The 25,891-nt window shown below is 66.7% G+C and carries 27 protein-coding genes and 1 tRNA gene; 16 read left to right on the top strand and 12 right to left on the bottom strand.

Annotated features, from left to right (window positions below):
- The first annotated feature begins 49 nt into the window (after nucleotides 1-49).
- The 3 genes from P0D77_RS15080 to P0D77_RS15070 all read left to right on the top strand — a co-directional run bounded on the left by P0D77_RS15080 (nucleotide 50) and on the right by P0D77_RS15070 (nucleotide 2,202).
- Nucleotides 50-496 carry a PaaI family thioesterase gene (locus tag P0D77_RS15080; RefSeq protein ID WP_277553936.1) on the top strand — a complete coding sequence of 149 codons (447 nt, stop codon included), beginning with the start codon at nucleotides 50-52 and terminating at the stop codon, nucleotides 494-496.
- Between the two features lie 153 nt (nucleotides 497-649).
- Complete coding sequence (gene citZ / locus P0D77_RS15075; protein ID WP_277553935.1) at nucleotides 650-1,786, top strand: citrate synthase; 1,137 nt, start codon at nucleotides 650-652, stop codon at nucleotides 1,784-1,786.
- 146 nt (nucleotides 1,787-1,932) lie between these two features.
- The gene (locus P0D77_RS15070; RefSeq protein WP_277553934.1) at nucleotides 1,933-2,202 is read left to right on the top strand and encodes a hypothetical protein; all 270 of its coding nucleotides are present in this window, start codon (nucleotides 1,933-1,935) and stop codon (nucleotides 2,200-2,202) included.
- A 146-nt stretch (nucleotides 2,203-2,348) separates the two neighbouring features.
- Here the strand turns inward: P0D77_RS15070 and P0D77_RS15065 are convergent, their stop codons facing one another.
- Nucleotides 2,349-3,734, bottom strand: a complete 1,386-nt coding sequence (locus P0D77_RS15065) for an MATE family efflux transporter (protein WP_277553933.1) — start codon at nucleotides 3,732-3,734, stop codon at nucleotides 2,349-2,351.
- Between the two features lie 129 nt (nucleotides 3,735-3,863).
- On the opposite strand from P0D77_RS15065, the gene P0D77_RS15060 reads away from it, so the two are divergent.
- From P0D77_RS15060 to P0D77_RS15040, 5 genes are all read left to right on the top strand, one after another.
- On the top strand, nucleotides 3,864-4,328 hold the full coding sequence (locus tag P0D77_RS15060) for a gamma-glutamylcyclotransferase family protein (RefSeq protein ID WP_277553930.1): 465 nt from the start codon (nucleotides 3,864-3,866) through the stop codon (nucleotides 4,326-4,328).
- Between the two features lie 249 nt (nucleotides 4,329-4,577).
- Nucleotides 4,578-5,789: a threonine ammonia-lyase gene (gene ilvA / locus P0D77_RS15055; protein ID WP_277553929.1), complete on the top strand. Its 1,212-nt coding sequence runs from the start codon at nucleotides 4,578-4,580 to the stop codon at nucleotides 5,787-5,789.
- Nucleotides 5,790-5,880: 91 nt separating this feature from the next.
- Nucleotides 5,881-6,261 carry a Rid family detoxifying hydrolase gene (locus P0D77_RS15050; protein ID WP_277553928.1) on the top strand — a complete coding sequence of 127 codons (381 nt, stop codon included), beginning with the start codon at nucleotides 5,881-5,883 and terminating at the stop codon, nucleotides 6,259-6,261.
- Nucleotides 6,262-6,465: a DUF7981 family protein gene (locus P0D77_RS15045; protein ID WP_277553927.1), complete on the top strand. Its 204-nt coding sequence runs from the start codon at nucleotides 6,262-6,264 to the stop codon at nucleotides 6,463-6,465.
- A gap of 29 nt (nucleotides 6,466-6,494) precedes the next feature.
- Nucleotides 6,495-6,575: transfer RNA gene (locus P0D77_RS15040), tRNA-Ser, on the top strand.
- 223 nt (nucleotides 6,576-6,798) lie between these two features.
- Here the strand turns inward: P0D77_RS15040 and P0D77_RS15035 are convergent.
- A complete protein-coding gene (locus P0D77_RS15035; protein ID WP_277553926.1) occupies nucleotides 6,799-7,416 on the bottom strand; it encodes a methyltransferase domain-containing protein in 618 nt (205 codons plus the stop codon).
- Between the two features lie 91 nt (nucleotides 7,417-7,507).
- Between P0D77_RS15035 and P0D77_RS15030 the strand changes: the two genes are divergently transcribed.
- Nucleotides 7,508-10,090 carry a sensor histidine kinase gene (locus P0D77_RS15030; protein WP_277553925.1) on the top strand — a complete coding sequence of 861 codons (2,583 nt, stop codon included), beginning with the start codon at nucleotides 7,508-7,510 and terminating at the stop codon, nucleotides 10,088-10,090.
- An 86-nt stretch (nucleotides 10,091-10,176) separates the two neighbouring features.
- On the opposite strand, the gene P0D77_RS15025 is transcribed toward P0D77_RS15030, so the two are convergent.
- Entirely contained in the window at nucleotides 10,177-10,857 is a 681-nt protein-coding gene (locus P0D77_RS15025; protein ID WP_277553924.1) for a riboflavin synthase, read from the bottom strand.
- 84 nt (nucleotides 10,858-10,941) lie between these two features.
- Here P0D77_RS15025 and P0D77_RS15020 point away from each other — a divergent pair, with 84 nt between their 5' ends.
- Nucleotides 10,942-11,586, top strand: coding sequence for a DUF502 domain-containing protein (locus tag P0D77_RS15020; protein WP_277553923.1), 645 nt, complete (start codon nucleotides 10,942-10,944; stop codon nucleotides 11,584-11,586).
- A 195-nt stretch (nucleotides 11,587-11,781) separates the two neighbouring features.
- A complete protein-coding gene (locus P0D77_RS15015) occupies nucleotides 11,782-12,036 on the top strand; it encodes a DUF7533 family protein (RefSeq protein ID WP_277553922.1) in 255 nt (84 codons plus the stop codon).
- Nucleotides 12,037-12,047: 11 nt separating this feature from the next.
- On the opposite strand, the gene P0D77_RS15010 is transcribed toward P0D77_RS15015, so the two are convergent.
- The 6 genes from P0D77_RS15010 to P0D77_RS14985 form a co-directional block, all read right to left on the bottom strand.
- On the bottom strand, nucleotides 12,048-13,157 hold the full coding sequence (locus P0D77_RS15010) for a pyridoxal-phosphate-dependent aminotransferase family protein (protein ID WP_277553921.1): 1,110 nt from the start codon (nucleotides 13,155-13,157) through the stop codon (nucleotides 12,048-12,050).
- A gap of 83 nt (nucleotides 13,158-13,240) precedes the next feature.
- Complete coding sequence (locus tag P0D77_RS15005; RefSeq protein WP_277553920.1) at nucleotides 13,241-14,461, bottom strand: M24 family metallopeptidase; 1,221 nt, start codon at nucleotides 14,459-14,461, stop codon at nucleotides 13,241-13,243.
- On the bottom strand, nucleotides 14,462-16,321 hold the full coding sequence (locus P0D77_RS15000) for a UvrD-helicase domain-containing protein (protein ID WP_277553919.1): 1,860 nt from the start codon (nucleotides 16,319-16,321) through the stop codon (nucleotides 14,462-14,464).
- A 142-nt stretch (nucleotides 16,322-16,463) separates the two neighbouring features.
- The gene (locus tag P0D77_RS14995; RefSeq protein WP_277553918.1) at nucleotides 16,464-16,652 is read right to left on the bottom strand and encodes an HVO_0416 family zinc finger protein; all 189 of its coding nucleotides are present in this window, start codon (nucleotides 16,650-16,652) and stop codon (nucleotides 16,464-16,466) included.
- 138 nt (nucleotides 16,653-16,790) lie between these two features.
- Nucleotides 16,791-18,038 carry a glycosyltransferase family 87 protein gene (locus tag P0D77_RS14990; RefSeq protein ID WP_277553917.1) on the bottom strand — a complete coding sequence of 416 codons (1,248 nt, stop codon included), beginning with the start codon at nucleotides 18,036-18,038 and terminating at the stop codon, nucleotides 16,791-16,793.
- A gap of 55 nt (nucleotides 18,039-18,093) precedes the next feature.
- A complete protein-coding gene (locus tag P0D77_RS14985) occupies nucleotides 18,094-19,623 on the bottom strand; it encodes a carboxypeptidase M32 (RefSeq protein WP_277553916.1) in 1,530 nt (509 codons plus the stop codon).
- 142 nt (nucleotides 19,624-19,765) lie between these two features.
- On the opposite strand from P0D77_RS14985, the gene P0D77_RS14980 reads away from it, so the two are divergent.
- A complete protein-coding gene (locus tag P0D77_RS14980; protein WP_277553915.1) occupies nucleotides 19,766-20,992 on the top strand; it encodes a sensor histidine kinase in 1,227 nt (408 codons plus the stop codon).
- A gap of 47 nt (nucleotides 20,993-21,039) precedes the next feature.
- On the opposite strand, the gene P0D77_RS14975 is transcribed toward P0D77_RS14980, so the two are convergent.
- Complete coding sequence (locus P0D77_RS14975; protein WP_277553914.1) at nucleotides 21,040-21,468, bottom strand: hypothetical protein; 429 nt, start codon at nucleotides 21,466-21,468, stop codon at nucleotides 21,040-21,042.
- A gap of 27 nt (nucleotides 21,469-21,495) precedes the next feature.
- A complete protein-coding gene (locus P0D77_RS14970; protein WP_277553913.1) occupies nucleotides 21,496-22,347 on the bottom strand; it encodes a deoxyribonuclease IV in 852 nt (283 codons plus the stop codon).
- A 126-nt stretch (nucleotides 22,348-22,473) separates the two neighbouring features.
- Here P0D77_RS14970 and P0D77_RS14965 point away from each other — a divergent pair, with 126 nt between their 5' ends.
- Both P0D77_RS14965 and P0D77_RS14960 read left to right on the top strand, forming a co-directional pair.
- A complete protein-coding gene (locus P0D77_RS14965; protein WP_277553912.1) occupies nucleotides 22,474-23,178 on the top strand; it encodes a DUF4396 domain-containing protein in 705 nt (234 codons plus the stop codon).
- 66 nt (nucleotides 23,179-23,244) lie between these two features.
- Entirely contained in the window at nucleotides 23,245-23,793 is a 549-nt protein-coding gene (locus tag P0D77_RS14960) for a peroxiredoxin family protein (RefSeq protein WP_277553911.1), read from the top strand.
- 6 nt (nucleotides 23,794-23,799) lie between these two features.
- On the opposite strand, the gene P0D77_RS14955 is transcribed toward P0D77_RS14960, so the two are convergent.
- Nucleotides 23,800-24,672 (bottom strand): lipoate--protein ligase family protein, encoded by an 873-nt coding sequence (locus tag P0D77_RS14955; protein ID WP_277553910.1) that lies wholly within the window; start codon nucleotides 24,670-24,672, stop codon nucleotides 23,800-23,802.
- A 246-nt stretch (nucleotides 24,673-24,918) separates the two neighbouring features.
- Between P0D77_RS14955 and P0D77_RS14950 the strand changes: the two genes are divergently transcribed.
- Nucleotides 24,919-25,401, top strand: a complete 483-nt coding sequence (locus P0D77_RS14950; protein ID WP_277553909.1) for a hypothetical protein — start codon at nucleotides 24,919-24,921, stop codon at nucleotides 25,399-25,401.
- Nucleotides 25,401-25,826: a hypothetical protein gene (locus P0D77_RS14945; protein ID WP_277553908.1), complete on the top strand. Its 426-nt coding sequence runs from the start codon at nucleotides 25,401-25,403 to the stop codon at nucleotides 25,824-25,826. The genes P0D77_RS14950 and P0D77_RS14945 overlap by 1 nt, the downstream gene beginning before the upstream one ends.
- The last annotated feature ends 65 nt before the right edge of the window (nucleotides 25,827-25,891 follow it).

Below are 25,891 nucleotides of genomic sequence, written 5' to 3'. Positions count from 1 at the left end.
GGTACAACGGCTTCGCACGGTTTTTGGTATCGCTCCCCGCACGTCCGCTATGGACGTGGCCGACCTGCTCAACGGGATGCCGTACGCCGACCACATGGGACTGGAGGTCGTCGAGGCCAGCGAGGGCCGTGCGGTCGTCGACCTCCCGATGTCCCAGGAGTTGTCGTCGGTGCCGGGCCGTCAGATCGCACACGGCGGCGTGACGTACGCGCTGGCGGACACGGCGGCGGGCGCGGCGGTCATCTCGCTGCACCACAAGCCGACGCCGACGGTGGATATGCGGATGGACTACCTCGCGCCGGCGACCGACGACCTCCGCGCGGAGGCGGAGGTAGTCCGCGACGGCGGCAGCGTCGCTACCGCGGAGGTCACCATCGAGGACGTCGAGGGCACGCACGTCGCGGACGCTCGGGGGACGTTCAAGACGGGCGGCGGCGGCGACGGCGGCGCGTGGGGTGTCACGCCCGGTGACGACTCGCTGGTCGACGAGGAGTGAGACCCCGGGCAGTCACTCGGATCTGACTCGGTCTCCACGGGCCGAACGAGCAGAACGGGTGCGAAATCGACCCGACCACGGTCGTGTACAGGGTGGTTTGGTGATTCTTCCCGAACGATAACGCTTTTCGGCAGTCACTCGGTATCCCGAGGTATGTCCGACGAACTCAAGCGAGGACTGGAGGGCGTCCTCGTCGCCGAGTCCGACCTCAGTTTCATCGACGGCGACGCGGGCAAACTCGTCTATCGCGGGTACGCCATCGAGGACCTCGCCGAACACGCCTCCTACGAGGAGACGCTGTATCTGCTGTGGAACGGCCACCTCCCGACCGCCGAGGAACTGGCCGAGTTCGAGGAGTCGATGGCCGCCGAACGTGCGCTCGACGACGGTACGCTGGCGACCATCCGCCGCCTCGCGGAGGCCGACGAAGAGCCGATGGCGGCGATGCGAACGGCGGCGTCGTCGCTGTCGGCCGCAGACCCCGACACCGACGCCGACCCGACGGACGTCGAGGCGAACGTTCGGAAGGCGCGCCGCATCACGGCGAAACTCCCGACGGCGCTGGCGGCGTTCACTCGCATCCGCGACGGTGAGGAACCGGTCGCACCCAACGAGGAACTCACACACGCCGAGAACTTCCTGTACATGCTCAACGGCGAGGTGCCCGACGAGGTCACCGCCGACATCTTCGACCAAGCGCTCGTCCTCCACGCCGACCACGGCCTCAACGCCTCCACCTTCTCGGCGACGGTGACGGCGTCGACGCTGGCGGACATCCACTCGGCGGTCACGTCGGCCGTCGGCACGCTCTCGGGGAGCCTCCACGGCGGCGCGAACGCGAACGTGATGCGGATGCTCCACGAGATCGACGAGTCCGACCAGGAGCCAGTCGAGTGGGTGAAGACCGCCCTCGAGGAGGGCCGCCGCGTCGCTGGCTTCGGCCACCGCGTCTACAATGTGAAAGACCCCCGCGCGAAGATCCTCGGCGACCGCTCGAAGGCGCTCGGCGAGGCGTCGGGCGACCTCAAGTGGTACGAGATGAGCGTCGCCATCGAGGAGTACATCGGCGAGGAGAAGGGTCTCGCACCAAACGTCGACTTCTACTCGGCGTCGACGTACCATCAGATGGGCATCCCGACGGACGTGTTCACGCCCATCTTCGTCATCTCGCGGGTCGGTGGCTGGTGTGCCCACGTCCTCGAACAGTACGAAGACAACCGCCTCATTCGCCCCCGCGCCCGCTACGTCGGCGAGAAAGACGCCGAGTGGGTGCCGATCGACGAGCGGTAAGCGCGGACGCCGCTTCGGTCGAGTCGGCACCGAGTGAATGGACGCTTCTTCCGACTGAATGGTCGGGTTTGTCGGCGAAGTTGAGACACATCTGGTAACCACGTGGCCGAAGCAATGGTTATCTCGTCTGCCGTCATACTTGATGTATGGATCTCAAGATCAAAACCCCGAAAAGCGACGACTACAGCGAGTACGCAGAGCGCGTCCGAATCGGCACCTCCGAGGCGCGAACGAAGGCCAGCGAGCGTGGCGAGTTGGTCCGCCACGAGGTTGGCGACCGGATGTTCGACATCATGACCGAGTACTTCCCCGAGGAGTACCAGGCGCGCCGCCGCGACGAACTGATCCGCGCGTTCGGGGCCGGCATCGCTGTCGGCTTCCTCGGCCGCGAACTCCTCCGGTACGGCCGTCGCTGACGGCACGGTACCCGCACTGCTCCCGACGACGACACACGTTTTCGATTTCGCTTCCTTCACACAGCCACGCAGCCGTCACCCATCGGTGCCGACCGCTCCCGTTCGTCAGACTGTGTACAACTGGGTTCTGTAGGCAGACGAACGGATCACGTGCCCTCGGCGTCGCTTCCCACGTCCGTACCTCGCTCGGCCATCATCTCGGCGGCGCGACTCGCCCACCCGGTGTAGCGGAAGCCCCAGACGACGACGGCAGTCATCCAGACGTACTGGAGGCCGACGCCGAGATACGCGCCGGGCGCACCGTATCCCAGCACCTCGCCGACGACGTACGTCGTCCCCAACAGGAAGCCGAACGTCCCGGTGAGCCGCGCGACCAGCGGAATGCGCGTCTCGCTTGCGCCCTGAAGCGCCCCCGAGAGCACGGTGTAGCCGACGAGGAACGCGCCCGTCGCGCCGTACACTCGCGCGAATGCGACGGCGTGGGGGACCGTCTCGGGGTCCTGCGTGAACACGGAGACGAACGCGGGCGCAGCGGCGACGAGGGCGATGCCGATGACGCCGACGGTGGCCAGACCCAGTCCCATCACCGCGTAGCCGTTGTAGCGCGCGCCGTCGGGGTCGCCGTCGCCGAGCGACTGGCCGACGACGACGCTGGCGGCGACGTTGTAGCCGCGCGAGAGCGGCCCCGTCACCTGCTGGTACATCCGGCGACCGATCTGGAAGCCGGCGTTGACCGTCGTCCCGAACCCAAGTAGGAGGGCGTTGAACGGGAACTCCGCGATGGTCGCGGAGAAGCCCTCCAGCACGCGCGGCGCGGACACCCGGACCAACTGCTTGGCGATGACCGTGTCGCGCGGGCGGACGAGGCTCGCGTCCGACCACGGGGTTGCCATCGCCACGAGCAACAGGCCCGCCGTGAGGACGTTCGCGGCCGCCGTCGAGATACCGACGCCGACGATGGCGAGGCGCGGTGCACCGAACAGGCCGAGGCCGAGGACGACCGATCCCGAGATGTTGAGCGCGTTCGCGACGACGTTCACGTACATCGGGGTGCGGGTGTCGCCGGTGCCCTGGAGCGAGCGTGCGCCGATGAGGGCGACGTGACGGGCAGGGGCGGTCGCGAACACGATGGCGAGGTACTGCCCGCCCAACGCCGCGGTGTCGGCGTCGGCCCCGAGCAACGCGATGATCGGTTCGCCGAAGAACAGGCCGACGAGCACGAACGGAATCCCGGCGAGCGCACCCATCAGCACCGCCTGCGTCACCGCCTCGTCGCGGTTGGCGTCGGCGGCCGCACCGGTGTCTTGACTGGAGAGGGCGATAGCGCCCCCGCCGAGTCCGAGGCCGATGCGGAGCGGAAACCGCGCGTACAGGTCGGCGAGGCCGATGGCGACGACCGCCGCCGGGGAGAACTGCGCGGTGACGATGATGTCGGTCGTCCGCATCGCCGTGCGGAACGTCTGCTCGGCCATCACGGGCCACGCCAGCGAGAGGACGCGTCGCCAGACGCCGAGCAGACGCTCGCGGTCCATATCGGTCGCTCGGACGGGCACGGTTTGGCGGTTCCGCTTCCGGAACCTCGTGTGAGTCCCCGTCGCTCGTCGTGACCGCCGCCGAGCGGTCGCCCGAACAGCCAAGCCGTTCGCCGGAGTTCGACGCGTATGGACGTTTTCGTGTACGGCACCCTCACCGAACCGACGCGGGTGCGAGAGGTGCTCGACTCGTTCGCGTTCGTCGGCGCGGCGACACTCAGGGGGTTGCGCGTCGTCGAGGGACGCTATCCGACGCTCGCCCCGCCCGAGTCAGTCGGCGAGGAGTTGGCCGACAGCGCGGTGACCCACGCTGCCAACGGCATCGACGACGCGGTGGGCGGGCGACTCCTGCGAACCGACGAGGTGGACGCACTCGACGCGTACGAACGCGTCGACGACGACCTGTACGTCCGAGTGTCCGTTCCGCTCTTCGACCCCGACGGTGACCGCGCGGGAACGGTCGCGGTGTACGTCGGCGACCCCGACCGACTGGCCGCCGACGCGACGTGGCCCGGTGACGGACCGTTCCCACGGCGGGTGCGCCGCGCCGTCGACGAACTCGACGTAACAGTCGAAAGACAGGTCGGCCGGTGAAGCGCGAGACGACCGACCGACAAGCGTCAGACGATGCGAGCAGAAGGGCTCTACCCTCCGTTTTCACTTTCACCGCGCGTGACTTACTTTTAAATACTCGGGGGGCATCTACTCTGATGCACGTCACACGCGTGCATTCCCCCTCTTTCCCCCTTTCACACTCGCGAGCGACCGCGCCGCCGACCGGTTCGTGTCGCGGCGCTCGACGCTGACCACAACCGATACACCACCGACCCCAGTAGGACCGGTATGCTCAGTTACGACGACGTGGTCGCTGCCCGCGAACACGTCGAGGCGGTCGCTGTTCGGACGCCGCTGACGTACTCGCACAGTTTCTCCGAGATGACGGGTGCGGACGTCCACCTGAAACTGGAGAACACCCAGCGCACCGGCGCGTTCAAGATCCGCGGCGCGATGAACCGCATCGCCGCGATGGACGACGACGAACGCGAGCGTGGGGTCGTCACCGCCAGCGCCGGCAACCACGCGCAGGGCGTCGCCCTCGCGGCCACACGCGCGGGCGTCGACTCGACCATCGTGATGCCGAAGTACGCCCCCGTCTCGAAGGTTGAGGCGACCCGCCGGTACGGCGGCAACGTCGTCCTCCACGGCATCGACTACGACGAGGCACAGGCGCACGCCCACGAGATCGAACGCGAGGAGGACCGCGTGTACCTCCACGCCTTCGAGGACGAACTCGTGATGGCCGGACAGGGGACCATCGGCCTCGAAATCGCCGAGCAGTGCCCCGAGGTGGACACCGTCGTCGTCCCCATCGGCGGCGGCGGCCTCATCTCCGGCGTGGCGACGGCGCTGAAGGGCGCACTCGACGACGTGCGTGTCGTCGGCGTCCAGGCGGCCGGCGCGGATTCGGCCGCCCGGTCGATGAAGGAGGGTCATCGCGTCGAGTTGGGCGGCGTCGACACCGTCGCCGACGGCATCGCCGTCCGCGAGGTCGGCGAGCACACGTACCCGTACATCCGCGACCGCGTCGACGAGGTCGTCACCGTCGACGACGAAGAGATCGCAGAGGCACTCACGCTCTTATTAGAGCGCTCGAAGACCGTCGTCGAGGGCGCGGGCGCGGTCGCCCTCGCGGCCGTCCTCGAGGAGAAGTTCGACTACGACGACGGCGAGGTCATCGTCCCGGCGCTGTGTGGCGGCAACATCGACATGAACACGCTGATCACCGTGATCCTCCGGGGTCTCGTGCGGATGGGTCGGTACCTGAAGGTGTCGCTGGAGTTGAAAGACCGGCCGGGCGAACTGGAACGCGTCGCGGGCATCATCGCCCGCGAAGACGCCAACGTGTACGCCTTGAGCCACGACCGCACCTCCCGCGACATCGCCGTCGACGCCGCCGACCTAGAGATCGAGTTGGAGACGCACGGTGACGAACACGCCGCCCGCGTCGTCGCGGCGTTAGAGGGGGCTGGGTACGAGGTGGAGGTGCTGGCGTAGCGACGTGCGAGACGGCCAGTTTCGGCCGACGTTTGCGGCGACCGCCGACGCTTCCCGCCGATTTATGAGTCGCCCGCTCGCAGGCGAGTGTATGAAACGGATCGTCTCCACGGACGAGGCTCCGGCCGCGGTCGGCGCGTACAGTCAGGCGACGACGAACGGTGATCTGCTGTTCACCGCCGGACAGATCCCACTTACTCCCGACGGCGACCTGCGCGACGACGCGCCCATCGCCAAGCAGACGGAACTGGCGCTGGACAACCTCCTCGCTATCGTCGACGAGGCCGGCGGCGACGCCGGGGACGTCCTCAAGACGACGGTGTTTCTCGCGGACATCGACGACTTCGAGGAGATGAACGAGACGTACGCCACCTACTTCGACGACGAACCACCCGCGAGGTCGGCGGTGCAGGCGGGGGCGCTCCCGAAGGGCGTCGGCGTCGAGATCGAGGCGGTCGTCGACGTCTCGTAGGTGTCCCGCGAACGGTCGGCCCTGTTGTGGGGGCTCGTCGGCCTGTTCGTCGTCCTCGTCGGCGGCCAGGCGTTGGTGCTGTTCGGCCTCGGACTCCCGTTCGGGTTCGCGGGGTTGTTCGCCCTCGCGGTCGTCGTCGGCGCGGTGGTGGCCCTCGCCGCCTACCGATTCGAGCATCGACTGACGGAGAAAGGACAGGCTTAAACTTTACAGCGGGGTAGGATCGGACGCGAGCCAGGATGGCCGAGTGGTAAGGCGCACGCCTGGAAAGCGTGTTCCCCTTGGGATCCAGGGTTCAAATCCCTGTCCTGGCGTCTTCTCTGGTCGACAACGCGAACGAGCGGAGCGAGTGAGCAGTCGACCCGTGTGTACCCTTCCGTCAGGGATTTGATCAGAGAGTGAAGCGAGCGACAGCGAGCGGAACGACCGTGTTCAAATCCCTGTCCTGGCGTTTCTGACGAAGCCACACTGTGAGCGGAGCGAACCGCTGGTCCGTGACCCCGTCCGCGCGTACCGTCGCGGGTACTCACGCTCTCCTCACCGAGGCGTTCGCGTCGCCACGACCGCGTACAATGGGTCCGTCTCTGGGCGCTCGCGGACGACCTGCTGGACGTCGAACGCGCCCGTCGCGTCGACGTACGACCGGACGAGGTCGACTCTGCCGTCCATCGACGCCTCACGCCACGCGCGGACCGCTTTCGTCGGGAACATTCGGTTCGTGAAACTGACGACGAGGACGCCCTCGTCGGCGAGAACGCGGGCGAACTCGCGGAACACCGCGCCAGGATACTGGAGGTACTGCACCGAAAGCGCACAGGTGACGGCGTCGACGCTCGCGTCCGTGAGCGGAAGCGTCTGGTCATCGTTCAGGTCCTGAACGAACCAGTCGTCGAGTCGGTCGTTCGCCGCCAACTCGTCGGCGTTGAGGCCGTGTCCGACCACCGTCTCGTAGCCGTCGTCGGGGAGGTGCGACACCCAACTGCTCATCGCGTCGAACACGCGAGCGTCGGTCGGGACTACCTCGGCGTACAGATCGGTGAGTCGGTCGAGGAATCCGTCGTCCGCGTGCGTGACGTATCGTGGGGACCCGTAGAACGACTCGTCGGGTCGTGAGTCCACCCGCTCACGCTGACGGTCGCTCAGTACCTCGGACATCAGCGGGAGGTACGGGGCGAAGCGGATTGAACCTACGGACGCGCACGACGCCCCGTCAATATTAAATCGGAACCTCGAATCGGTTCAGTGGATGGCAGGCGGACCAGCGGGACCTCTCAGAACGCTACTCGACGTCTCACCCGACTACGCGGGTGAGACGCAGGCTATCCGTGCAGACGTGTTCGACGTACTGGACGACTCGTACGTCTCTGTCGCGGACTCGGCGGCCGCCGACGAGGACACCCTCTCACCAGACCTGACGATCGTGGTCGGCTCCACGCCGGAGCGCTCCGAGGTCGTCGATGACGAACGGTCGGTTCCGACCGTCTACTGCGTCGACGACCCCGAGCGTGCGCGGGCTATCGAAGCGAACAGCGACCCGCGGACGACCGCGATGCCGTGGACGCCGACACGACCGCAGTGGGAGTTCCTCCCGGCGGCGATCGAGCGTGTCCTGTCTGGCGTCGAACTCGGCCGCTACGAGCGCTTACTGGGGACGATCGCAGACGGCGTGTACGTGTTGGACAGTGCGGGCAAATTCGTGCAGGTGAACGATTCGCTGTGTTCGCTGACTGGGTACAGTCGCGAGGAACTGCTCGGAAGCCGAGTCGAGTTGATCAAAGACTCGGAAACGGTCGCCGAGGCCGAAGATGCGCTTCGCGGCCTCCTCCGGGACGAGACTGCTCGACAGGCCGTCTTGGACATCGAGATCCTCCAGAAGGACGGCACACCAGTTCCGTGTGAAGACCGGATGACCATCCTCCGCTCGCAGGGGGAGTTCCGGGGCACGGTCGGATCGCTCCGGGATATGAGCGACCAACGCCACCGTGAACAGATGCTCTCCGAGTTGCTCTCGGCCACGACCGAGATGCTCGCGGCCGACTCTCCGGAGGCAATCGCACAGATCGTCGTCGACACGGCGGAAGATGCACTCGGGCTCCCGTTCTCTACAGTTCGGTACGCCGACGGTGAACTCGTCCCGGTCGTGTCCTCGGAGGCGACCAAAGCCGTGATGCCGGAGCGACCGACGTACGAACTCGGTGAAGGGCCGGTCGGAACGGCGTTCACAGAGCAATCAGTCCTCTACCGACGCGTGTCTGACGTCGAGGACGGCCGTGATCGGGGCGACCTAACCGCCGCACTGTATCTCCCACTGGGAACGCACGGGACGCTCACGGTCGGGACACTCGCACAGCAGGGGCTCTCGGACCAGGATCAGTTCGTCGTTCAGTTGCTCGCGCAGTCTGCCGCGGCGGCCCTCGATCGGATCGTCCGCGAGGTGGAACTCGAAGAGTACGAAGCGTTGGTCAAGTCGGTGGACGACATGGCCTTCGTCGTCGACGACGACGACTCGTTTCGGCTGTTCACCGATCCCTTCGCAGCCTTCCTCGGATACGGTCGGGACGAACTGGAGCGCGAACCGTTCGACCTCGTCGACGATGGAACGATCGAGGGGCTCGTTACCGCCCTCCGAGCGAACGACCAGTCGAGGTCGCTGACACGCGCTGCTGAGTTGCTCGATGCCACCGGGACGAAACAGCCGGTTCGACTGACTGCGTCACCGATCGCGTCGAACGAGTTCTCTGGAATCGTGGTGTCCGTCGACGACACGTCCGAACTCGTGTCCGCACAGGAGGCGGTGGTCCGTGCGACCACGCGCGTCGAGCAGTTGTTCGACACAGTCACCGACCCGGTGTTGGAACTCAAGTCGACCACGGAGGGAATCGTCGTGAACGAGTACAACCACTCGTTCGCACGACTGACCACGGCAGCGATCGCAGGTGAACACGTCTCGGCACTCGAGACATCACTGTGCGACGAGCGACTCAGCGACCGGATCCGTGACATCGTCGCTCAAGACCGGCTGTCTTCCGACGGTCGACCAGACGACTCCGAACGAGACCCGGTGGTCGTGGACACGCCGAACGGACGGCGAGATTACGTGACGCGAACGCTGCAGGCCGACATCGACGATCGAACGCACCTGTTCGTGTTGTTGACCGACGTCACAGACCTCCGACAGCGTGAGACGCAGTTGGCGGTGTTGGGTCGTGTGTTACGACACAACCTCCGGAACGAGATGAACGTCGTCCAAGGGTTCGCAGCCGAGATCGGCCGCCGGTCGACGGACGCGGATATCGTTTCACAGGCGAATCACATCGAGACTGCCAGCACCCGACTTCTGTCGCTGAGCGAGACCGCTCGCCGGGCACAAACCGCGTTGGGGAGCGACACCGCGTATCAACGCACCCACCCAGCAGACGTGATCGAAGACAGCGTCGAGGTGCTCGGGACGGAAGCGGACGACCCCACGCTCTCGGTCTCGGTAGACGACTGTGACGACGTCCACGTCTCGGACAACTTCGCAGTCGCCGTCGCACAACTCATCGAGAACGCGTTCGTTCACGGCGACGTGCCCGTCACGTGTTCCGTCTCACAATCGGATGGCCGCGTGTACTTCCGGGTCTGTGACGCAGGCTCCGGTATCCCGGACCACGAGTGGGACATCGTCACTGGCGAACCTGACATTACCCAACTTCGACACGGGAGCGGACTCGGACTGTGGCTCGTGCGTTGGATCACCGACAACCACAGCGGTAGCCTCTTCCGAGACACGACCGACGCTGGGGAGTCTGTGGTTGGGATCTGGGTGCCGACTTCGCCTGCCGAGTAGCGCGACCACTCGGCGACGGGTTCTCGATACGGGTCGGACTCGAACTCCCACTCGGCACGTCGGACTCGCGGCGTCGACGATCCGACTCAGTCGCTCGACGCCGTCGGCGTGCCGGCCAACGACTCCGCGTACCCTTCCAGCATATTCTCGACGTACTTCGCGACCACGTCTACCTCGACGTGAATCGGGTCGCCAACCTCCTTCCCTGAGAGGTTGGTCAACTCGTAGGTGGTCGGGATGATGGCCACGTCGAACTCGTCGTCACGCTTCTGTGCGACCGTCAGCGAGATGCCGTCGAGTGCGACTGACCCTTTGTCGACGACGTACTTCCCGAAGCCCTCCGGGATGGAGAAGGTGAACCGCCAGTCCTCGCCGACCCGTTCGACGCGCTTCACCTCGGCGGTCGTGTCGACGTGGCCCTGCACGACGTGGCCGTCGAAGCGGCCGTCGGCCGCGAGGGCGCGTTCGATGTTGACGACGTCGCCCTCGCGGACCTCCCCGAGGTACGTCTTCGCGACCGTCTCGGCCGCGAGGAACACGGAGAACCACGAACGGTCGGCGGTATCGTCGTCAGCGCCGTCGCCAGCCTCGTCGTCCGCGTCGACCGCACCGAACTCCTCGACGGTGAGGCAGACGCCGCTGACGGCGATTGACTGGCCGTGATGGAGGTCGTCGAGACCCTCGGCGGCGACGCGCAGACGGATCCCCTCCGGCGTCTCCTCGCGAGCGAGGACCTCGCCGGCGGTCTCCACGATTCCGGTGAACATAGTTCGACGAATGATACCATAACCGGAAAGCGTTCCGATATCGTGACGGGTGGACTTATGTCTGGCCCGGCCCCGTCGCACGATATGGACGCGCTCGCACGACTTCGGTCGAGTTTCATCGCGGGGCTGTTCCTGGTGTTGCCGTTGGCGGTCACGCTGTTCGTCCTCGACTGGGCGGTCAACCGACTCACCATCACGCTCGCGCCGGTCGTCAGCGAGACTGGTCTCGCAGAACTTGTCGGGAACGAGGTGCTGGCGACGGCGCTCGCGGTCGTCATCATCGCCTTCGGCGTGACGTTGCTCGGCTTCGTCGCCTCTCACGAAGCTGGCAGACGACTGTTCGGTGGCTTCGAGCGCGGGGTGCGACTCCTCCCGGTCGTCCGGGCGGTGTACTTCGGCGTCCGGCAGGTGAGCGAGTCGCTCGCCTCGCCGAGCGACGGCTTCGACCGCGTCGTCGTCGCGGAGTTCCCCCGCGACGGCACGTACGCCATCGGCTTCATCACCAACCCCGCCCCGAGTGGCGTCCGTCGGGTCGCTGGCGAGGATCTGATGACGGTGTTCTTCCCGCACAGTCCGAACCCCACCGCGGGCAAACTCGCGATGATGCACCCCGACGACTACGACGAGATCGATATGAGCGTGGCTCGCGGCCTGCGACTGCTCGTGACGACCGGCCTCTCTGTCGACGACCCCAAGCGGCTTCCCGCGCCCGTCGCCGCCGACGATTGAGGCCTCGGATGATCGACGGCGCGGTCCTTGTGCCGCGCCGCCCACGAATAATGCTGGTCTGAGCGAAGCGAGGTCTCGGATGATCGGCGGCGCAGCACAAGACCGCACAGTCTACGACCAGCGTGAGACCGACGGCGATTCTACTCCGCAGCGCCGAGCGACAGGGTTTCGTCGCCGCCGGCAGTAGGCGCTGGCGTGGCACTCGGCATCCTCGAACAGGTCGGCCTCGCGGCGACGCTCATCTTCGCGCTCCCGGTCGCCGTCTTCGGCATCCAGTCGCTGCTCGACGGCAACACCGTCCTCGGCGTCGGCTTCCTCGTCGTCGCCGTCCTGATGGTGTTGCTCCCGCGTCGCCTCACGACGCCCGACGACGTGCCCGGTGCGGTCGCCGAGAAGGCGGTCGGGTCGGTCGTGAAATCGCCGGAGACGAACCAGAACGACGAGGAGTGAGGCAGTCGCAGTTACAGGCCGGCGACGTCTTCGATGGCGTCGGTCAGTTCCTTGATCGACTCGACGTCGTGTTCGCCCATGTGACCGATGCGGAACGTCTCCTCGCCCAAGTCGCCGTAGCCGTTGGAGAACGCGAAGTCGTACTCCTCGCTCACTTGCTCGATGGTCCCCGCTACGTCGATGCCGCGGGTGTTCTCGATACACGCGACCGTCTGTGACTCGTACCCCTCCTCGGGGAACATCGCGAAGTGCTCGCGGGCCCACTCGCGGGTGTACTCGGCCATCTCGCGGTGGCGCTCGCTGCGCCCCTCGTGGCCCTCATCCAGCATATGCTTCATCTGCTTGCGGTACGCGAGCATAATCGGGATGGCGGGCGTGGAGTGCGTCTGTCCCTTCCGGTCGTAGTAGTCGATGGCTCGCTGGAACCCGCCGTACCACGAGGCGGAGTCGTTCTCCAGTTCGCGCTGGTAGGCGTCCTCGCTGACGACGCAGGTGACAAGGCCCGGCGGCATCGCGAACGCCTTCTGGGTGGACGCGAAGATGACGTCGATGCCGTGGGCGTCGATGTCGACGTAGTCGCCGCCGAGGCAGGAGACGGCGTCGACGACGAAGTACGTGTCCGGGTACTCCGCGACGACGTCGCCGATGGCCTCGACGGGGTTGCGCACGCCCGTCGACGACTCGTTCATCACGCAGGTGACGACGTCGTACTTCGCGTCGTTCTCTTCCAACGCCGCGCGGACGTCTTCGGGTTTGACGGCGTCGCCCCACTCGTACTCCAGTCGGTCGACGTTCTTGCCGAGGCGGTCGGCGACGTTGGCGTGTCGCTCGCCGAACGCCCCACAGGTCGTACAGAGGATATCCTCGTCGACGAGGTTGAGCGTCGACGCCTCCCAGAACTCCGTTCCGGACGCCGTCAGCACGATGACGTCGTTGTCGGTGCCGAGGAACTCCTTGGTGTCCTCGACGATGGTCGTGTAGAGGTCGGTCATCCGGTCCATCCGGTGCCCGAACATCGGCTGGCACATCTCGTTGATCACGTCCTCGCGGACCTCGGTCGGGCCGGGGATGTACAGTCGCTTCTCGGGGTAGTCGCCTGTGTATTCGCGTTTCTCGGTCACGGAGTCCACCTAAGTATCGCGAACTGACGACGGCGCGGGGGAAGGCAGTTGTGATTGGTGCAGTCGGTCTGGACTCGACTGACTTACTCACGCTCGCGCGGCACCAGCGAGAAGGGGTACTCACCGAGGAACGCGAAGCCGTCGTCAGTGACGACGATCAGGTCTTCCAGTCGGACGCCACCTACCTCCGGGTCGTACACGCCGGGTTCGATCGTGACGACGTGGCCGGCGCGGAGTTCGTCGTCGCCCCCGAGCGACGGCCCCTCGTGCAAGGAGACGCCGACGCCGTGCCCCGTCGAGTGGGTGAAGCCCACCTCGCTAGAGTCGACGCGGAAGCCGTGGGCCGCGAGTTCGGCGGCCGCCTCCTCGTGAACCGCCGACGCCGGAACGCCCGCGGCGACCTCCTCGAGTGCGGCCTCGCGGGCGGCTTTCACCGCGACGTACGCGCGCCGCTCCCACCCGCCCTCGGGGTCGACTGCGAACGTCCGGGTTACGTCGCCGTAGTAGCCGTCGGGACCACGCGGCGAGATGTCCAGGAGGACGGTCTCGCCGGGTCGGATTACGTCGGTTCCGGTGTAGTGGAGGTCCGCGGCGGTCGGTCCCGCGCCGACGACGGTGTTGCCCGCGTCACGGACTCCGTGTGCGGCGAGGACTTCGTTCACCTGTCGACGAAGGCGTTCGGTCGAGAGGACGCCACCGTTCCAGCGGAGTTCGTCTCTCTCGGCGTCGACGGTCGATGCCGCGAGAATCTCCTCGGCGCGGGCCATCCCTCGAATCGCCGCTCGCTGGACGCGCCGGAGACGGTCGAGTTCCGCGTCGGTCTTCGTCTCGCGGGCGCGGGCGACGGCCTCGGCCGAGGCCACGTCGTACCCCGCCCGTTCGAGGTACACCGCCGCGTCGTGGGGGATGCCCTGCGGGACGAGTACCGTCCCGCCGTCGACGCCGTGGGCAGCGAGTGTCGCCGCCGCGCGGACGCCCGCGGGGTCGCCCTGTCGGTCGACGCGAACCTCGTCGCCGGGGAACTCCCGCCGCGCCTGGTCGTCGAACAGGGCGGGAGCACACAGCGCGGTGTGGGGGCCGCCGGTGTCATCCGTGGCCGCATCGCTAGCGACGGCGACGAACGCGTACGCACGGTCGGGACCGGAGAAGCGAGTCAGCCATCGGAGGTCGTCGTCGAAGCGGTCGCCGACGGCGACGAACCCGACGGCGTCGCGAGCGTCGAGTTCGGCGGCGAGTGGGCCGTAGTCGGTGTCGAGGGCGTCGGGGTCGACGCCGGTCTCGTCGTCGGTCGACTCCGCGGACATCTACGCTTCGGCTTCCGGTTCGGGGGCTTCGATCGCTTCGACGATCTCGTCGACGAGTTCCTGCGGGGCGGCATCGCGGACCTCGTTGTGGAGGATCACCGAGATGGGGAGCGTCGGCGCGCCGTTGACGAGGTTCTGCATCAACACGAGGCGTTCGCGGGCACGCGACATCCCGACGTAGAACACGCGGCGCTCGTTGTCGGTGAGGACCGGCACGGGGTTGGTGGTCTTGGTGAACTCCTCGCCGTCGATGCCGGTCACGTCGAGACCCTGCTGGTCGGCCTGGGCGGCCATCTGCTCGACGACCTTCTCGGTGAGGTCGGTGTTGACGAACACGTGATCGGCCTCACGGCCCTTCGCGGAGTGGATGGTGCCGAGGCGGACGCGGTTGGGGTCTTCGCCGGTGTAGTCACCCGCGAAGTACGCCTTCAGCGACTTCCGCTGGAAACTGGTGATCTTTCGGGCCATGTCCGCGGCGGCGGGGCCGTCGGGCATGAACGGGACGCGGTCGGTCACGTCTTCCGGAGAGAGCGGAATCTCTGCGAGGTCGTCCTCCTCTGCGGTCTCCTCGACGTCGTCGAGGAAGTCGTACAACTCGTCGCGGTCGTTGCTACCGAACGCCGAGTCTTGGAGGATGTCCGCGAGGCGACGTGCCTCCAACGCGGTCAGCGCCTCGCCTTTCTCGACGGCCTCGACCGCTCGGACGTAGTCGGTGAGACGGTCGGTCCACATCCGCTGGTCGGTGAGACAGGAGAACGGAATCCCCTCGGACATGAACTCGTCGATGAAGTCGAACATCTGGTAGCGCGCGCGGAACAACAGCATCACCGTGTCGTCGTCGGTCCGACGGACGGTGTCGCGGACGTTCCGCACCAGATCCAGCATCGACGGCGAGTCGACGGCCTCGACGAGGCCGCCCTCCTTGCGCGGCTTGAGGTCTTTCTCCTGGCGCTTCTCGATGTGGCGAATCTCCTTGTTGACGACGTTGAGGATGTTCGACGGCAGACGGTAGGAGTTCGGCAGAATCTTGTCGTCGGTGACCTCGGTGTCGAGGAGGAGCGCGGGGTCTGCACCCTGCCAGGCGTACACCACCTGGTCGTCGTCACCGGCGATGAGAACGCTGTCGACGTGCGGTTTCCACTCCTCGTACACCTCGTACTGGAGCGTGGTGATGTCCTGGAACTCGTCGATGACGAGGTGGTCGACGTTCGGGAGCAGCGAGCGCTGTTTCACCCGTTCGAGCATGTCGGCGAAGCCGACCAGTCCCTCATCGCCTTTGTACGCACGCCACGCGCGGATGGCCTCCGGCACGTCGAGGCGGTCGTCCGAGGAGGGCCACGTCGGCGTGTACTTGTTCCCCTCTTGGGCGTTGGGGTCGATCTCCGGCGGGAGGCGGACCTCCTCGACGTCCCACTGGAAGGGCACGTCGTACCAGTCGGCTACGTCGCGTTTGGTCCGCTGGAGCCACTGCGAGGTCGCGATGACCTTGTTCCCCAGCGTCGTCGACCGCGCGGTGCGGCGACCGCCGCCGGAGTACTCGTCTTCGTACTCGACGCCGAAGTCGTCACAGAACGCCTCCTTGTCGTCCTCGCCGACCACGTCGCCCCGGGAGAGGTTCAGCAGTTCGTACGCCTTCGCGTGCATCGTCGACACGTTCCCCTGCAGGTGGCGAGGGGTGGTGTCGAGTCGCTCAGCGAGGCGTTCGCGGATCTCGGCGGCTGCCGCGCGGGTGTACGACACGACGAGGATGTCTCGGACGTCTGCGCCGTCCTCGATGAGTCCCTCGACGCTGTCGAGGAGCGCGGTCGTTTTCCCGCTGCCCGGGCCCCCGAACAGTCGGGTAACGGTCGGATCGCTCATTACCGTGTCCTCTCGTCCACGACTCATAAGCGACGTGGCTTGGGGGCGAGCGAGGACGCGCCGCCGAGCGAGGGCGTCGCTGGTGAGGAAGTGCAGTGTCTCGCGTTCGAAAAAAGGGATGTCGGAAGTCGATTCGATTCAGTTATCCGAGCGTTTCAGGTCGCCAACCGCACACCGAGCACTCCATCGCATCGCCGTCGTGGAGGCCGCCACAGTCCGGGCACTGTTTTTTGTTATAAGACTCCTCCCATCGCGCTGTCTCTACGTCGTGGCCGCGACTGGTCAGGAACTCGTCGAACAGGTCGCCGTTCGGGCTCGGTGCCGACGCCATACGTGATATTCTATACCATGGTAGTACATATAGCTTCTGCCGATGTTCAGGACAGTGAGAATCAGCAGAGCGCGGCGGTATACTCGAACGTCTGTGCGATTTTCGGTGGGGTCGCGGTCGCGGTTTCGATCACAGCTGTCAGACGACAGGGAGTGCGCTCCGCACTGCGTTCCACTCTACCCGTTGTGCGAGTCGCCGCGTCGCCAGCGTCACCAAGAGCAGGTTCCCCCACAGTCCCGGTTGGATCAGCGCGAGTAGCGGCGCGAACGCGGACGACGGTGGTACCCACGCGGGAAGCACCGCCGCGAGTGCACCGAGGCCGTAGGCGTGAGCGTGTGCGAGCAACACGCCGACGGGGACCAGCGTCGGTCGACCGTCCGGACGCTCGAGTTCGACCGCGAGCAACACCACTGCCGCCGGCAGTAGCGCTACGTGGTAGTACGTGTACGTCTGTGGCGCGAGCAGCGGAATCGACGCGACGCCCGCCGCGAACGCCTCGCGGTCGGCGTCACCCGTCGCCAACACCGCGAGCGCCGCGATGACGAGGCCGCCGCCAACCCGGAGCAGGGTTTTTCCCGGCACCGCGTACAGCGGGCGGTAGTACGCGACCATCCAGAGTTTCGGCGACCGCGACTTGCCGCCCGTCTCGATGCCCCACCGAAGGACGCCGAGGTACGCACGATGCGCCTCGACGCCGAACACCGCGACCGAGACGGCGACGAGTCCCAGTCCCGTCACAACGGCCCACGCGAGCCGCCGCCGTCGCCGCAGGAGGAACGCTCCAGCGGGCGCGTACACGAGTTTGAGCGTGCCGACGACGGCCGTCGCGACGCCCGCGACGCGGTCACCCCACCGCCGCCCCGCGAGGACGGGCGCGGCGAACGCGACACACAACAGAGCCGTGAGGAACGCGGGCGTCTGTCCCATCTTCACACCGAACAGCAACGGTTGAAAGCCGAACAGCGCCCACAGGAGGACGAGTCGCTCGCCGCCGCGCAACTCGAATCCGGCGGCCGCGCACACGAGTTGCAGGCCGACCCACAGCGCTCCGACGGAGAACGCCTCCCACGCGACCGCGGCGTACGACGACGGGAACGCCTCGACGAACGGCGCGAACAGGAGGACGCCCAGCGGCGGGTAGAGGTAACTCCCGTGGTAGCCGCCGCTGTCGTTGCGGACGTACAGCGGTCCGCCCTCCAACCAGCGGTTCACCGTCCCGCCGTACACGCCGAAGTCCCAGAAGCGGAACTGGGGGGCGACACCGACGAGGCGAAGCCAGTAGTCGAACAGTGGCCACGCCAGTAGCACCGCGAGCGTGACCGACGAGACGAGGACGAACAGCGGTCGCTGCTCGCGGAGGGAGTGGAGGCGGGCGCGGCGGGGCATCCGACCCGGAACGTCCCGACGCTCGATGAAGTGTCTTGTGACTGGCGCGTTCGGCTTACAGGTCGTACAGGTCGCCGAACTTCTCTTCGACGTACTCGAGGAAGTACTCGGCCGTCAGCGGTTCGCCCGTCGCCTCCTTCACGAGTTCGTCGGTCGGGTACCGGCGGCCGTGGCTGTGGACGTTCTCGGTCATCCACTCCCACAGCGGTTGGAGGTCGCCCTCGCGAATCTTCTGGTCGACTTCGTCGACGTCCTGTCGCATCGCGTGGTCGAGTTGCGCGGCGAGGACGGAGCCGATGGTGTACCCCTGGAACGCCGCGAAGCGACTGCTCCAGTGGATGTCCTGCAGACAGCCGTTTGCGTCGCTGTCGGGGACGACGCCGAGGTAGTCGTCCATCTTCTCGTTCCAGACGGCGGGAATCTCGTCGACGCCGATGTCGCCCTCGACGAACGCCCGGTCGATCTCACACCGGAGGATGATGTGGAGGTGGTAGGTGAGTTCGTCCGCCTCGACGCGGATGAGGTTGTCCGGGTATATCTGGTTGACCGCGGCGTACGCCTCGCGCGCCGTCGCGTCGGTGCCGAGGTGGTCGTTGGCCTCGCCGACGAACCCCTCCCAGAACGGTTGGGTGCGGGCGACGTGGTTCTCCCAGAAGCGCGACTGCGACTCGTGGACGCCCGACGACAGCGACGCACCCAGCGGTTCGCCGAAGCGGTCATCCGGCAGACCGAGTTCGTAACTCGCGTGGCCGAACTCGTGGACGGTCGCGGTGAACGCGTCCATCGGGTCGTCGGGCTTGAACCGCGTCGTGATCCGGGCGTCGTACTGGTTGCCCGAGGTGAACGGGTGCGCGGAGACGTCGAGGCGGCCGCGGTCGTCGGGGTAGTTCAGCAGGTCGAGGACGGCGTCCGACAGCCCTCGCTGAGTGGCGTCGTCGTAGGGACCGGCCTCGACGAACGGCGAGGGGAGGTCGCGGTCGGCCTCGGCGATGTCTTCGATGAGGGGGACTAGTCCCGCCTTCAGTTCCTCGAATATCTCCTCCAGGCGCTCCAGCGGGAGGTACGGTTCGCCGTCCTCGTACATCACCTCGTAAGCGGGGCGGTCGGGGTCGATGGCCTCCGCGCGGTCGACGTGGAGGTCACGGAGCGTCTCCAGCGTGGGCGCGAAGCGATCGAAGTCGTCGTCGGCCTTCGCCTCCTTCCACACCTGCTGGCTGTGCGACTGCTGTTCGGTCAACTCCTCGACCAGTTCTTCCGGCAGCGACCGATTCCGGTCGTGTCGCCGTCGGATCTCGCGAACGTTCGCCGCCTGTTCGTCGGACAGGTCGGCGTCCTCGGCGGCGTCGAGGGCGTCGGCCATCTCGTCGCTCGTCAGTTTCTCGTGGGTCGTCGCCGACAGCGCCGCGAGTTGCTTCCCGCGGGCGGGCGTGCCGCCCTCGGGCATCGTCACCTGCTGGTCCCAATAGAGGACCCCCGCGCCGCTCTCGAGGTTCGCGACGCGTGCGTATCGACTCAGCAGATTCCGATACGCCTCGGGGGCGTCCTCGGTCACGGTCGACTTCAGATCGGCGGCTGGTGCTGCCATGTCCGTGGGTGCGTGTCACGGGGGATTAATGTCCGGGTGGCCCGCGTGGATGGCCGATTCTGTCGCTGAGTGCCGGAGTGGGGAAATCTGCTTTCGGATTGACCAGTTAGTATTATATCCACGTGACCAATCCATCTGCTAAATGTCGGACGATGCCCACGACGACGGGAGGGCAGCCACGACGCGAGGGTCGCTAGCGGCCGAACCTTCGGTGTCGTCTGCCTGGACGCATCTCCCGACCATCCTCGTCGTGTACGGTGTCGTCGCCGGCCTGAGCCTGTCCGATCGATGGATCCTCGGCGGATCGATCGGCGGAACTCCCGTCGGCGGGACCGTCGCGGCGGTCACGACCGTCGGCATCACACTGCCGTTCGTGCTGGGATTCGTCTTCGCTGGGGTCGTCCTCGGCCGCGGATCGCTCGACGTCGCGCGGTACCCCCGGATCACCGGGTGGTGGCTCGGCGCGACTGGGGTGTTCCTCGCGATCAACCTCCTGATGATGACCGTCTGGCCTCCCTCCTCGACTGCAATCGCCGTCGGGTGGCTCCGGTTCGGGATGTTGTTCGGCGGGTCGTGGGGGCTCCTCGTCGGCATCGTCGAGGCACGCTCTATCGACCGGGCGCGGGCCGCCGAACGCGAACGCGTCCGTGCGGAACTGACCGAGGAGAATCGTGAGTGGGTGGAGTACCTCAACAGCATCCTCAGGCACGAGGTGTTGAACGCCTCGAACGTCGCCGCTGGCAACGTCTCGCTGTTGCTCGACCGCGACGACCTCGACGAGGACGTTCGCAGGCGACTGGCCGTGATCGAGCGAGCGTGTCACGATATGGACGAAGTCATCCGAGAGGTCAGGCTGTTAGTCGCGTCCGACCGCGGCGAGTTCGACCCCCACGAGGTCGACTTACACCCCGTATTGATCGAGGAGGCCGCGGCGGTCGAGGCGGCGGTCGACGGCGCGACCGTCGAGACGGACCTCCCGGAGCGACTGCCGGCGCTCGCAGACGAGGCGGTCGGGCGCGTATTCTCCAACCTCATCGCGAACGGCGTCGAACACAACGACGACCCCGAACCGACCGTCCGTGTCGACGCGGAACTCCGCGAGGAGGCAGTCGTGTGCCGGGTCGCCGACGACGGCCCCGGCGTCCCCTCGTCCGAGCGAGCGGGACTGTTCGAGGCGGCGAACGACGGCGCGGCCGACCACGGCCTCGGCCTCCACATCGTGCAGACGCTCGTCGAACGCTACGAGGGTGACATCGAACTGACGGAGACAGGTAGCGACGGGAGCGTGTTCACAGTTCGACTCCCGCGGGCGGAGGGCTCACAGGGCGCCTTCGGCGGTGAACGTGAGACTGCCGTCGCCGGAGCGTAACCGGCGTCGGTTGCGTCGCCGTCCGAACTGCGCACACGCCGTCGGCGCTATCGCGGCCCGTCGAACGTGACCACGCCCTCGCGTTCGACGACGCCGCGGCGGACGACGCCGTCGACGACCCACCCGAGCGTGTACGCGACGACGACGAACACGCCGTAGCCGCCCGCCAGCGAGAGCGTCTCGTTCACGGTCGACGCGTCTGCACCGAACGCGGTCGTCGACAACACGGTGAGCAGCGTCGTCCCGACGAGGACCCCGACGATGTCGCGCCCGTACACTGTCAGCGGCGACACCGCGAGGCCGCCGGCGGCGACGCATCCGCCGGCGAGCGTCGCGTTCGCCAGCGCCGCGGGGTCGAACACGCCCGCAGGCGACCCCCACGAGACGCCGAGGACGACCTGCACTGCGACGCCCGCGGCTGTCCACAGGGCGAACTGCGCGAGGTACGAACCGGGCGGTCGGCGTGGTCGTCGCATCAGTCGAGAAGCGTCGCTCCGGTGTGGTTACTCGCGCAGTTCTCGCACGCGCTCGATGTTCCACGCGAACGACTTGCCGTTCTCGGTCGGGGTTTCGAGGACGAGGGGCACGTCGCGCAGTTCCTCGTGGTTGATGAACGCGCGCATCCCCTCCTCGCCGATGAGGCCCTCACCGACGTGGGCGTGTTCGTCTTTGTTCGTCCCGCATTCGTGTTTGGAGTCGTTGAGGTGGACGCACTCCAGGTGCTCCAAGCCGACGACCTCGTCGAGTTCCGCGACCGTCTCCGCGACGCCCTCGACCGTCGAGAGGTCGTAGCCCGCGGCGAACGCGTGGGCGGTGTCGAGACAGATGTCCAGGTCCTGCTCGGATCGCTCCAGCACCGTCGCGAGGTGCTCGAAGTCACCACCGAGTTTCGTGCCCGACCCGGCGTCCGACTCGATGAGGACGGTCACGCCGTCGGGCACGTCGAGTTCGTCGAGGGCGCTGGCGGCGTTGTCGAGGCCCTGGTCGACGCCGGCGCCGGTGTGGGCGCCGAGGTGGACGTTCACGTACGGGATGTCGAGTTTCGCCGCCGCGTCGACCTCCTTCTGCATCGAGTCGATGGACTTCTGGCGGAGGCCGTCTTTCGGCGTGCAGAGGTTCACGAGGTACGACGAGTGGATGACCCACGGCCCGACGCCGTGGTCGTCGCTGAGGCTGCGGAACTGCTCGGCCTCGTCGTCGTCGATGTTGGGGTCTTGCCACACCTGCGGCGAGTGCGTGAAGATCTGGCCGCAGTTGCCGCCGTCTTCGACCAACGCGTCGACGGCGTTGTACGTGCCGCCCGCGATGGATTCGTGCGCTCCGATCCGGAGCGTCGAGTCGCTGTCTGCGCTCATGTCATCCGGTGGTGAGTCGGAGGCCAAAGCGGCTTCGGAAGCGGCGGAGCAGTCGGTGTCGTCGGCCGAACTTCGGCCGCGGCCACACCGCCTTTCCGTCGGGAGCGGCAATTTCGTGGGCACACGATGCAAGTCGACGCCGCCGTCGCTCGGGTCGAACGGCTGTTCGAGCCAGCACGCGAACTGCTCGTCCCCGTGTTGTCGGAGCCGTCGGTCCTCGCGGGGTGGGGCGTCGTCGTCGCCGTGACTCTCACCGTCCTGTGGTGGGACCTCCGGACTCACAACCAAGCGATTCCGTCACTGATGAAAGCAGTGTGGACGCTGACAGTGCTGTACTCCGGGCCGTTCGGGTTCGCAGTCTACTGGTACGCCGGGCGGACGCAGATTCCCGAGGACTCGTTGGGTCGTCGCGGATTCCGCTCGACGGCTCACTGCTACTCCGGGTGTGGCGCGGGCGAGGTGACGGGCATCCTCCTCGCGGGGGGCTTGCTCGGACTCGCGGTCGGGTGGGTCGCGGCGGCGACGTTCGGGTTCGCGTACCTGTTCGGCTTCGGCCTCACTGTCGGCCCACTCGTGCAGGAGGGCGTCGGACTCCGCGAGGCCGTCGTCGACGCCGTCTACAGCGAGACGCCGTCTATCACCGTGATGGAAGTCGTTGCCATCGGTGCGGACCTGCTGTTGGCCGCCGAGGCGGCGATCACCGACCCGCTGTTCTGGGGAGCGCTCGCGTTCTCGCTGTCGCTCGGCTACCTCGCGGCGTTCCCGGTGAACGTCGCGCTCATCTGCGCCGGCGTCAAGGAGGGAATGGGCAACCCCGCACAGATGGCGTGAGGTTGGAACTCGCTCCCGGAGACGCGACCGGTTACTGTTAAACATCAGTGTGCGGTAATGCGACCGATGACAGGGACAGCGCCGGGAGCACCACCGGAGGAACCACTGTCGGTCGGTGATCGGGTGCCGGAGTTCTCGTCGACACTCGTCAGACCGGAGGGGGACAGTGTGGAGGTGTCGTTTTCGGACCTGCTCGACAAGCCGGTGTTGCTCAGTTTCTACACGGTCGACTTCAGCCCCGACTGTATCGAAGAGTGGTGCGCGTTCCGCGACTTCGACTGGTTCGCCTCCGGCGAGGAGGTGCGGGTGGTCGGCGTATCGAAGTCGGGCCCGCGTCTCCACCGCCAGTTCATCGACCGCCTCGACTTGGGCTTCCCGCTGTACGCCGACACCGACCTGTCGATCTCCGAGCAGTTCGGCGTCGCCTACCGCACCTTCGGGCTGTTTCGGCGGTCGCGACGCTCGTGTTTCCTCGTCGACGAGGACGGCGAGATTCGGTATCGGTGGCTCGGCGACCACTGGTTGGACCCGACGCGCGACACGCCGCCGGTCGCCGAACTCCACGAGGCGGTGCAGTCGGAGATCGCGGACGACCCCGAGACGTTCGGCTTCTGACCCGCGCTATCGGCTCCCGGGTCGCTCGCGAACCCACTCGTCGCTACGGTACTTCTCGTCGGCTATCTCCTCGGAACGCGCCAGCTCAGCGTCCGTCCAGTCACCCTCCTCGGCGTCGGCCCACGTCGCCAGCGCGGTCTCGAAGGCAGTGACGGCGTCCTCGCGCGGCACGTCTGCGTAGTCGGTGATTCCACCGACGCGGGCGGCGAACTCCTCTTTGCTCACCCCGTGGTCGCGGAAGACGGCCAGATGCTCGCGCGGCTTCGACTCGAACGTGACAGAGCCGTGTTGGATGACGCTCGCCTCACGGCGGTACTGCGCGTTGCCCGAGAGTTTCCGGCCCGCGCCGCCGTCGGCGCACACGTCGTGTGCCGGGTGGAGCGCCCGGAGGTAACACGCCGGGTGGTAGATGACGGGACGCTCCTTGTCGGCGTAGTCAGCATCGACGCCGAGGGCGTGAAACGCCGAGAGGATCGGCTCACACAGCAGATGATAAGCGTCGAGGAGGTCGCCCGGGAGTTCCGAGGCGGGCGCGGTGATGGAATAAGAGATGTCGCCCGCGTGGTCGTGGTAGATGCCGCCGCCGCCGGTCTGTCGGCGGGTCACGTCGATACCGGCGTCCGCGCAGTGGTCCCAGTCGACCGTCTCCGGGTCCTGCGTGTACCCCATCGAGAGACACGAGGGCTCCCAGCGGTACACCCGGACGGTTCGAGGGCCGCCGTCGGCGGCCGTCTCCGCGGCCACCTCGTCGAGCGCCATATTCAGCGGGCCGGGCCGCGACTCCTCGCGGATCAGTCGCCACTCGCGGTCAGCCAGCGGACCGGCGGCGTCTGCTCCGCTTGCGGACTCGGTGACTGCCTCGACGTCCGAATCGCTCATATCGGGGATCAGACACCGGGGGCCAAAGCGTCGCCGGTCGACGCACGCTCACCTGTCTGCACCGGAGCCGTGAACGCCGCCCTCCGACCCGCTATCCACCAACGCTGCAATTGAGCGAACACGCACTCTCTGCCAATATTATCTGAGCAGTTCAATTTTTACAGACTATATATAAATCTATACAAGTTAATTCGCCCAAAATTGGGCAACAGTACAATTATGTAGCAACAACGTCAGTTGCGTATTATGTGGGTCCCAGTCGCGAACAGACGAACCAGTCTCGTATTGGTCTGCGTTCTCGCAGTCGCCTCCGTCGCCGTGGCCGCCCCAGTCGTCGCGAGTCACGTCACGGCGAACCAAATCGACCGGGTGACGGTGAGCCAACAGTCGGTCTCCGCGACAGCCGATGGGTCAGAGATTCACGCGACGCTGCGCCTCTCGAACCCGACGCCAGCCGCGGTCACCGTCCCCGACCGGGGCGGCGTCGCGAGCGTTCGCGTGTCGGACAACGACACCACGCTGACGAGACTGCAGGGGGTGAGGGTCGAGGGCGGGACGATCCCTGCCGGTGGATCAGCAAACGTCACGCTGGTCTTCGACGTTCGCGACGATCGACGTGAGACGGTCGCAGACGGTCTCGACGGCGTGACGGTCGCCGGTGAGATCACTGTCGAGGTCGGTGGTCGCTTCACTATGTTGTCGGTCGCCGACACGACGGAGGGGCGATAGTGCCGACCCTCCGTGACGAGGCATCGGTTCCGGAAATAGTCGCCGCCGGTGTGGGGTTCGCGGCCCTCGGCGGCGTGTTGACGTTCGCGTACGTCCAAGGCGGCTACTATCCGGATGCGGTCCCGGTCCCACGACTGGTAATTATGGGCTGTATCGTCGTGGCCGGCGTGCTTCTGTCCGGTCTCCGAATTCGCCTCAGACACTCGATCGAGGCGTTGATCGTCGCCATCCCACTCTCGCTGGCGGCGTACGTGACGCTCCTCTTGTTGCCACAACTGCTCGCCGGGTGGTCGTTCGACCTCCTCTCGCTGTACTTCACCTACGGCACGGGCGGGCGAGGGATCGCCGCGTGGGTCGTCACGTTCCCGCTCCCGTTCGTGTTCGGCTTCGCGACGCATCTGGTCGGCGACGAACTCGTCAACTAGCAGGCGACGACGGGCCGGCCGACCCGGTGTCGGTCGCGGCGTCGCCACGAACTCCTTTTCACCTC

This window comes from Halobaculum limi (assembly GCF_029490015.1).
Lineage (GTDB): Archaea > Halobacteriota > Halobacteria > Halobacteriales > Haloferacaceae > Halobaculum > Halobaculum limi.
The sequence above is the reverse complement of the archived record's forward strand: the minus strand, read 5'-3'. Positions and strand labels throughout refer to the sequence as shown.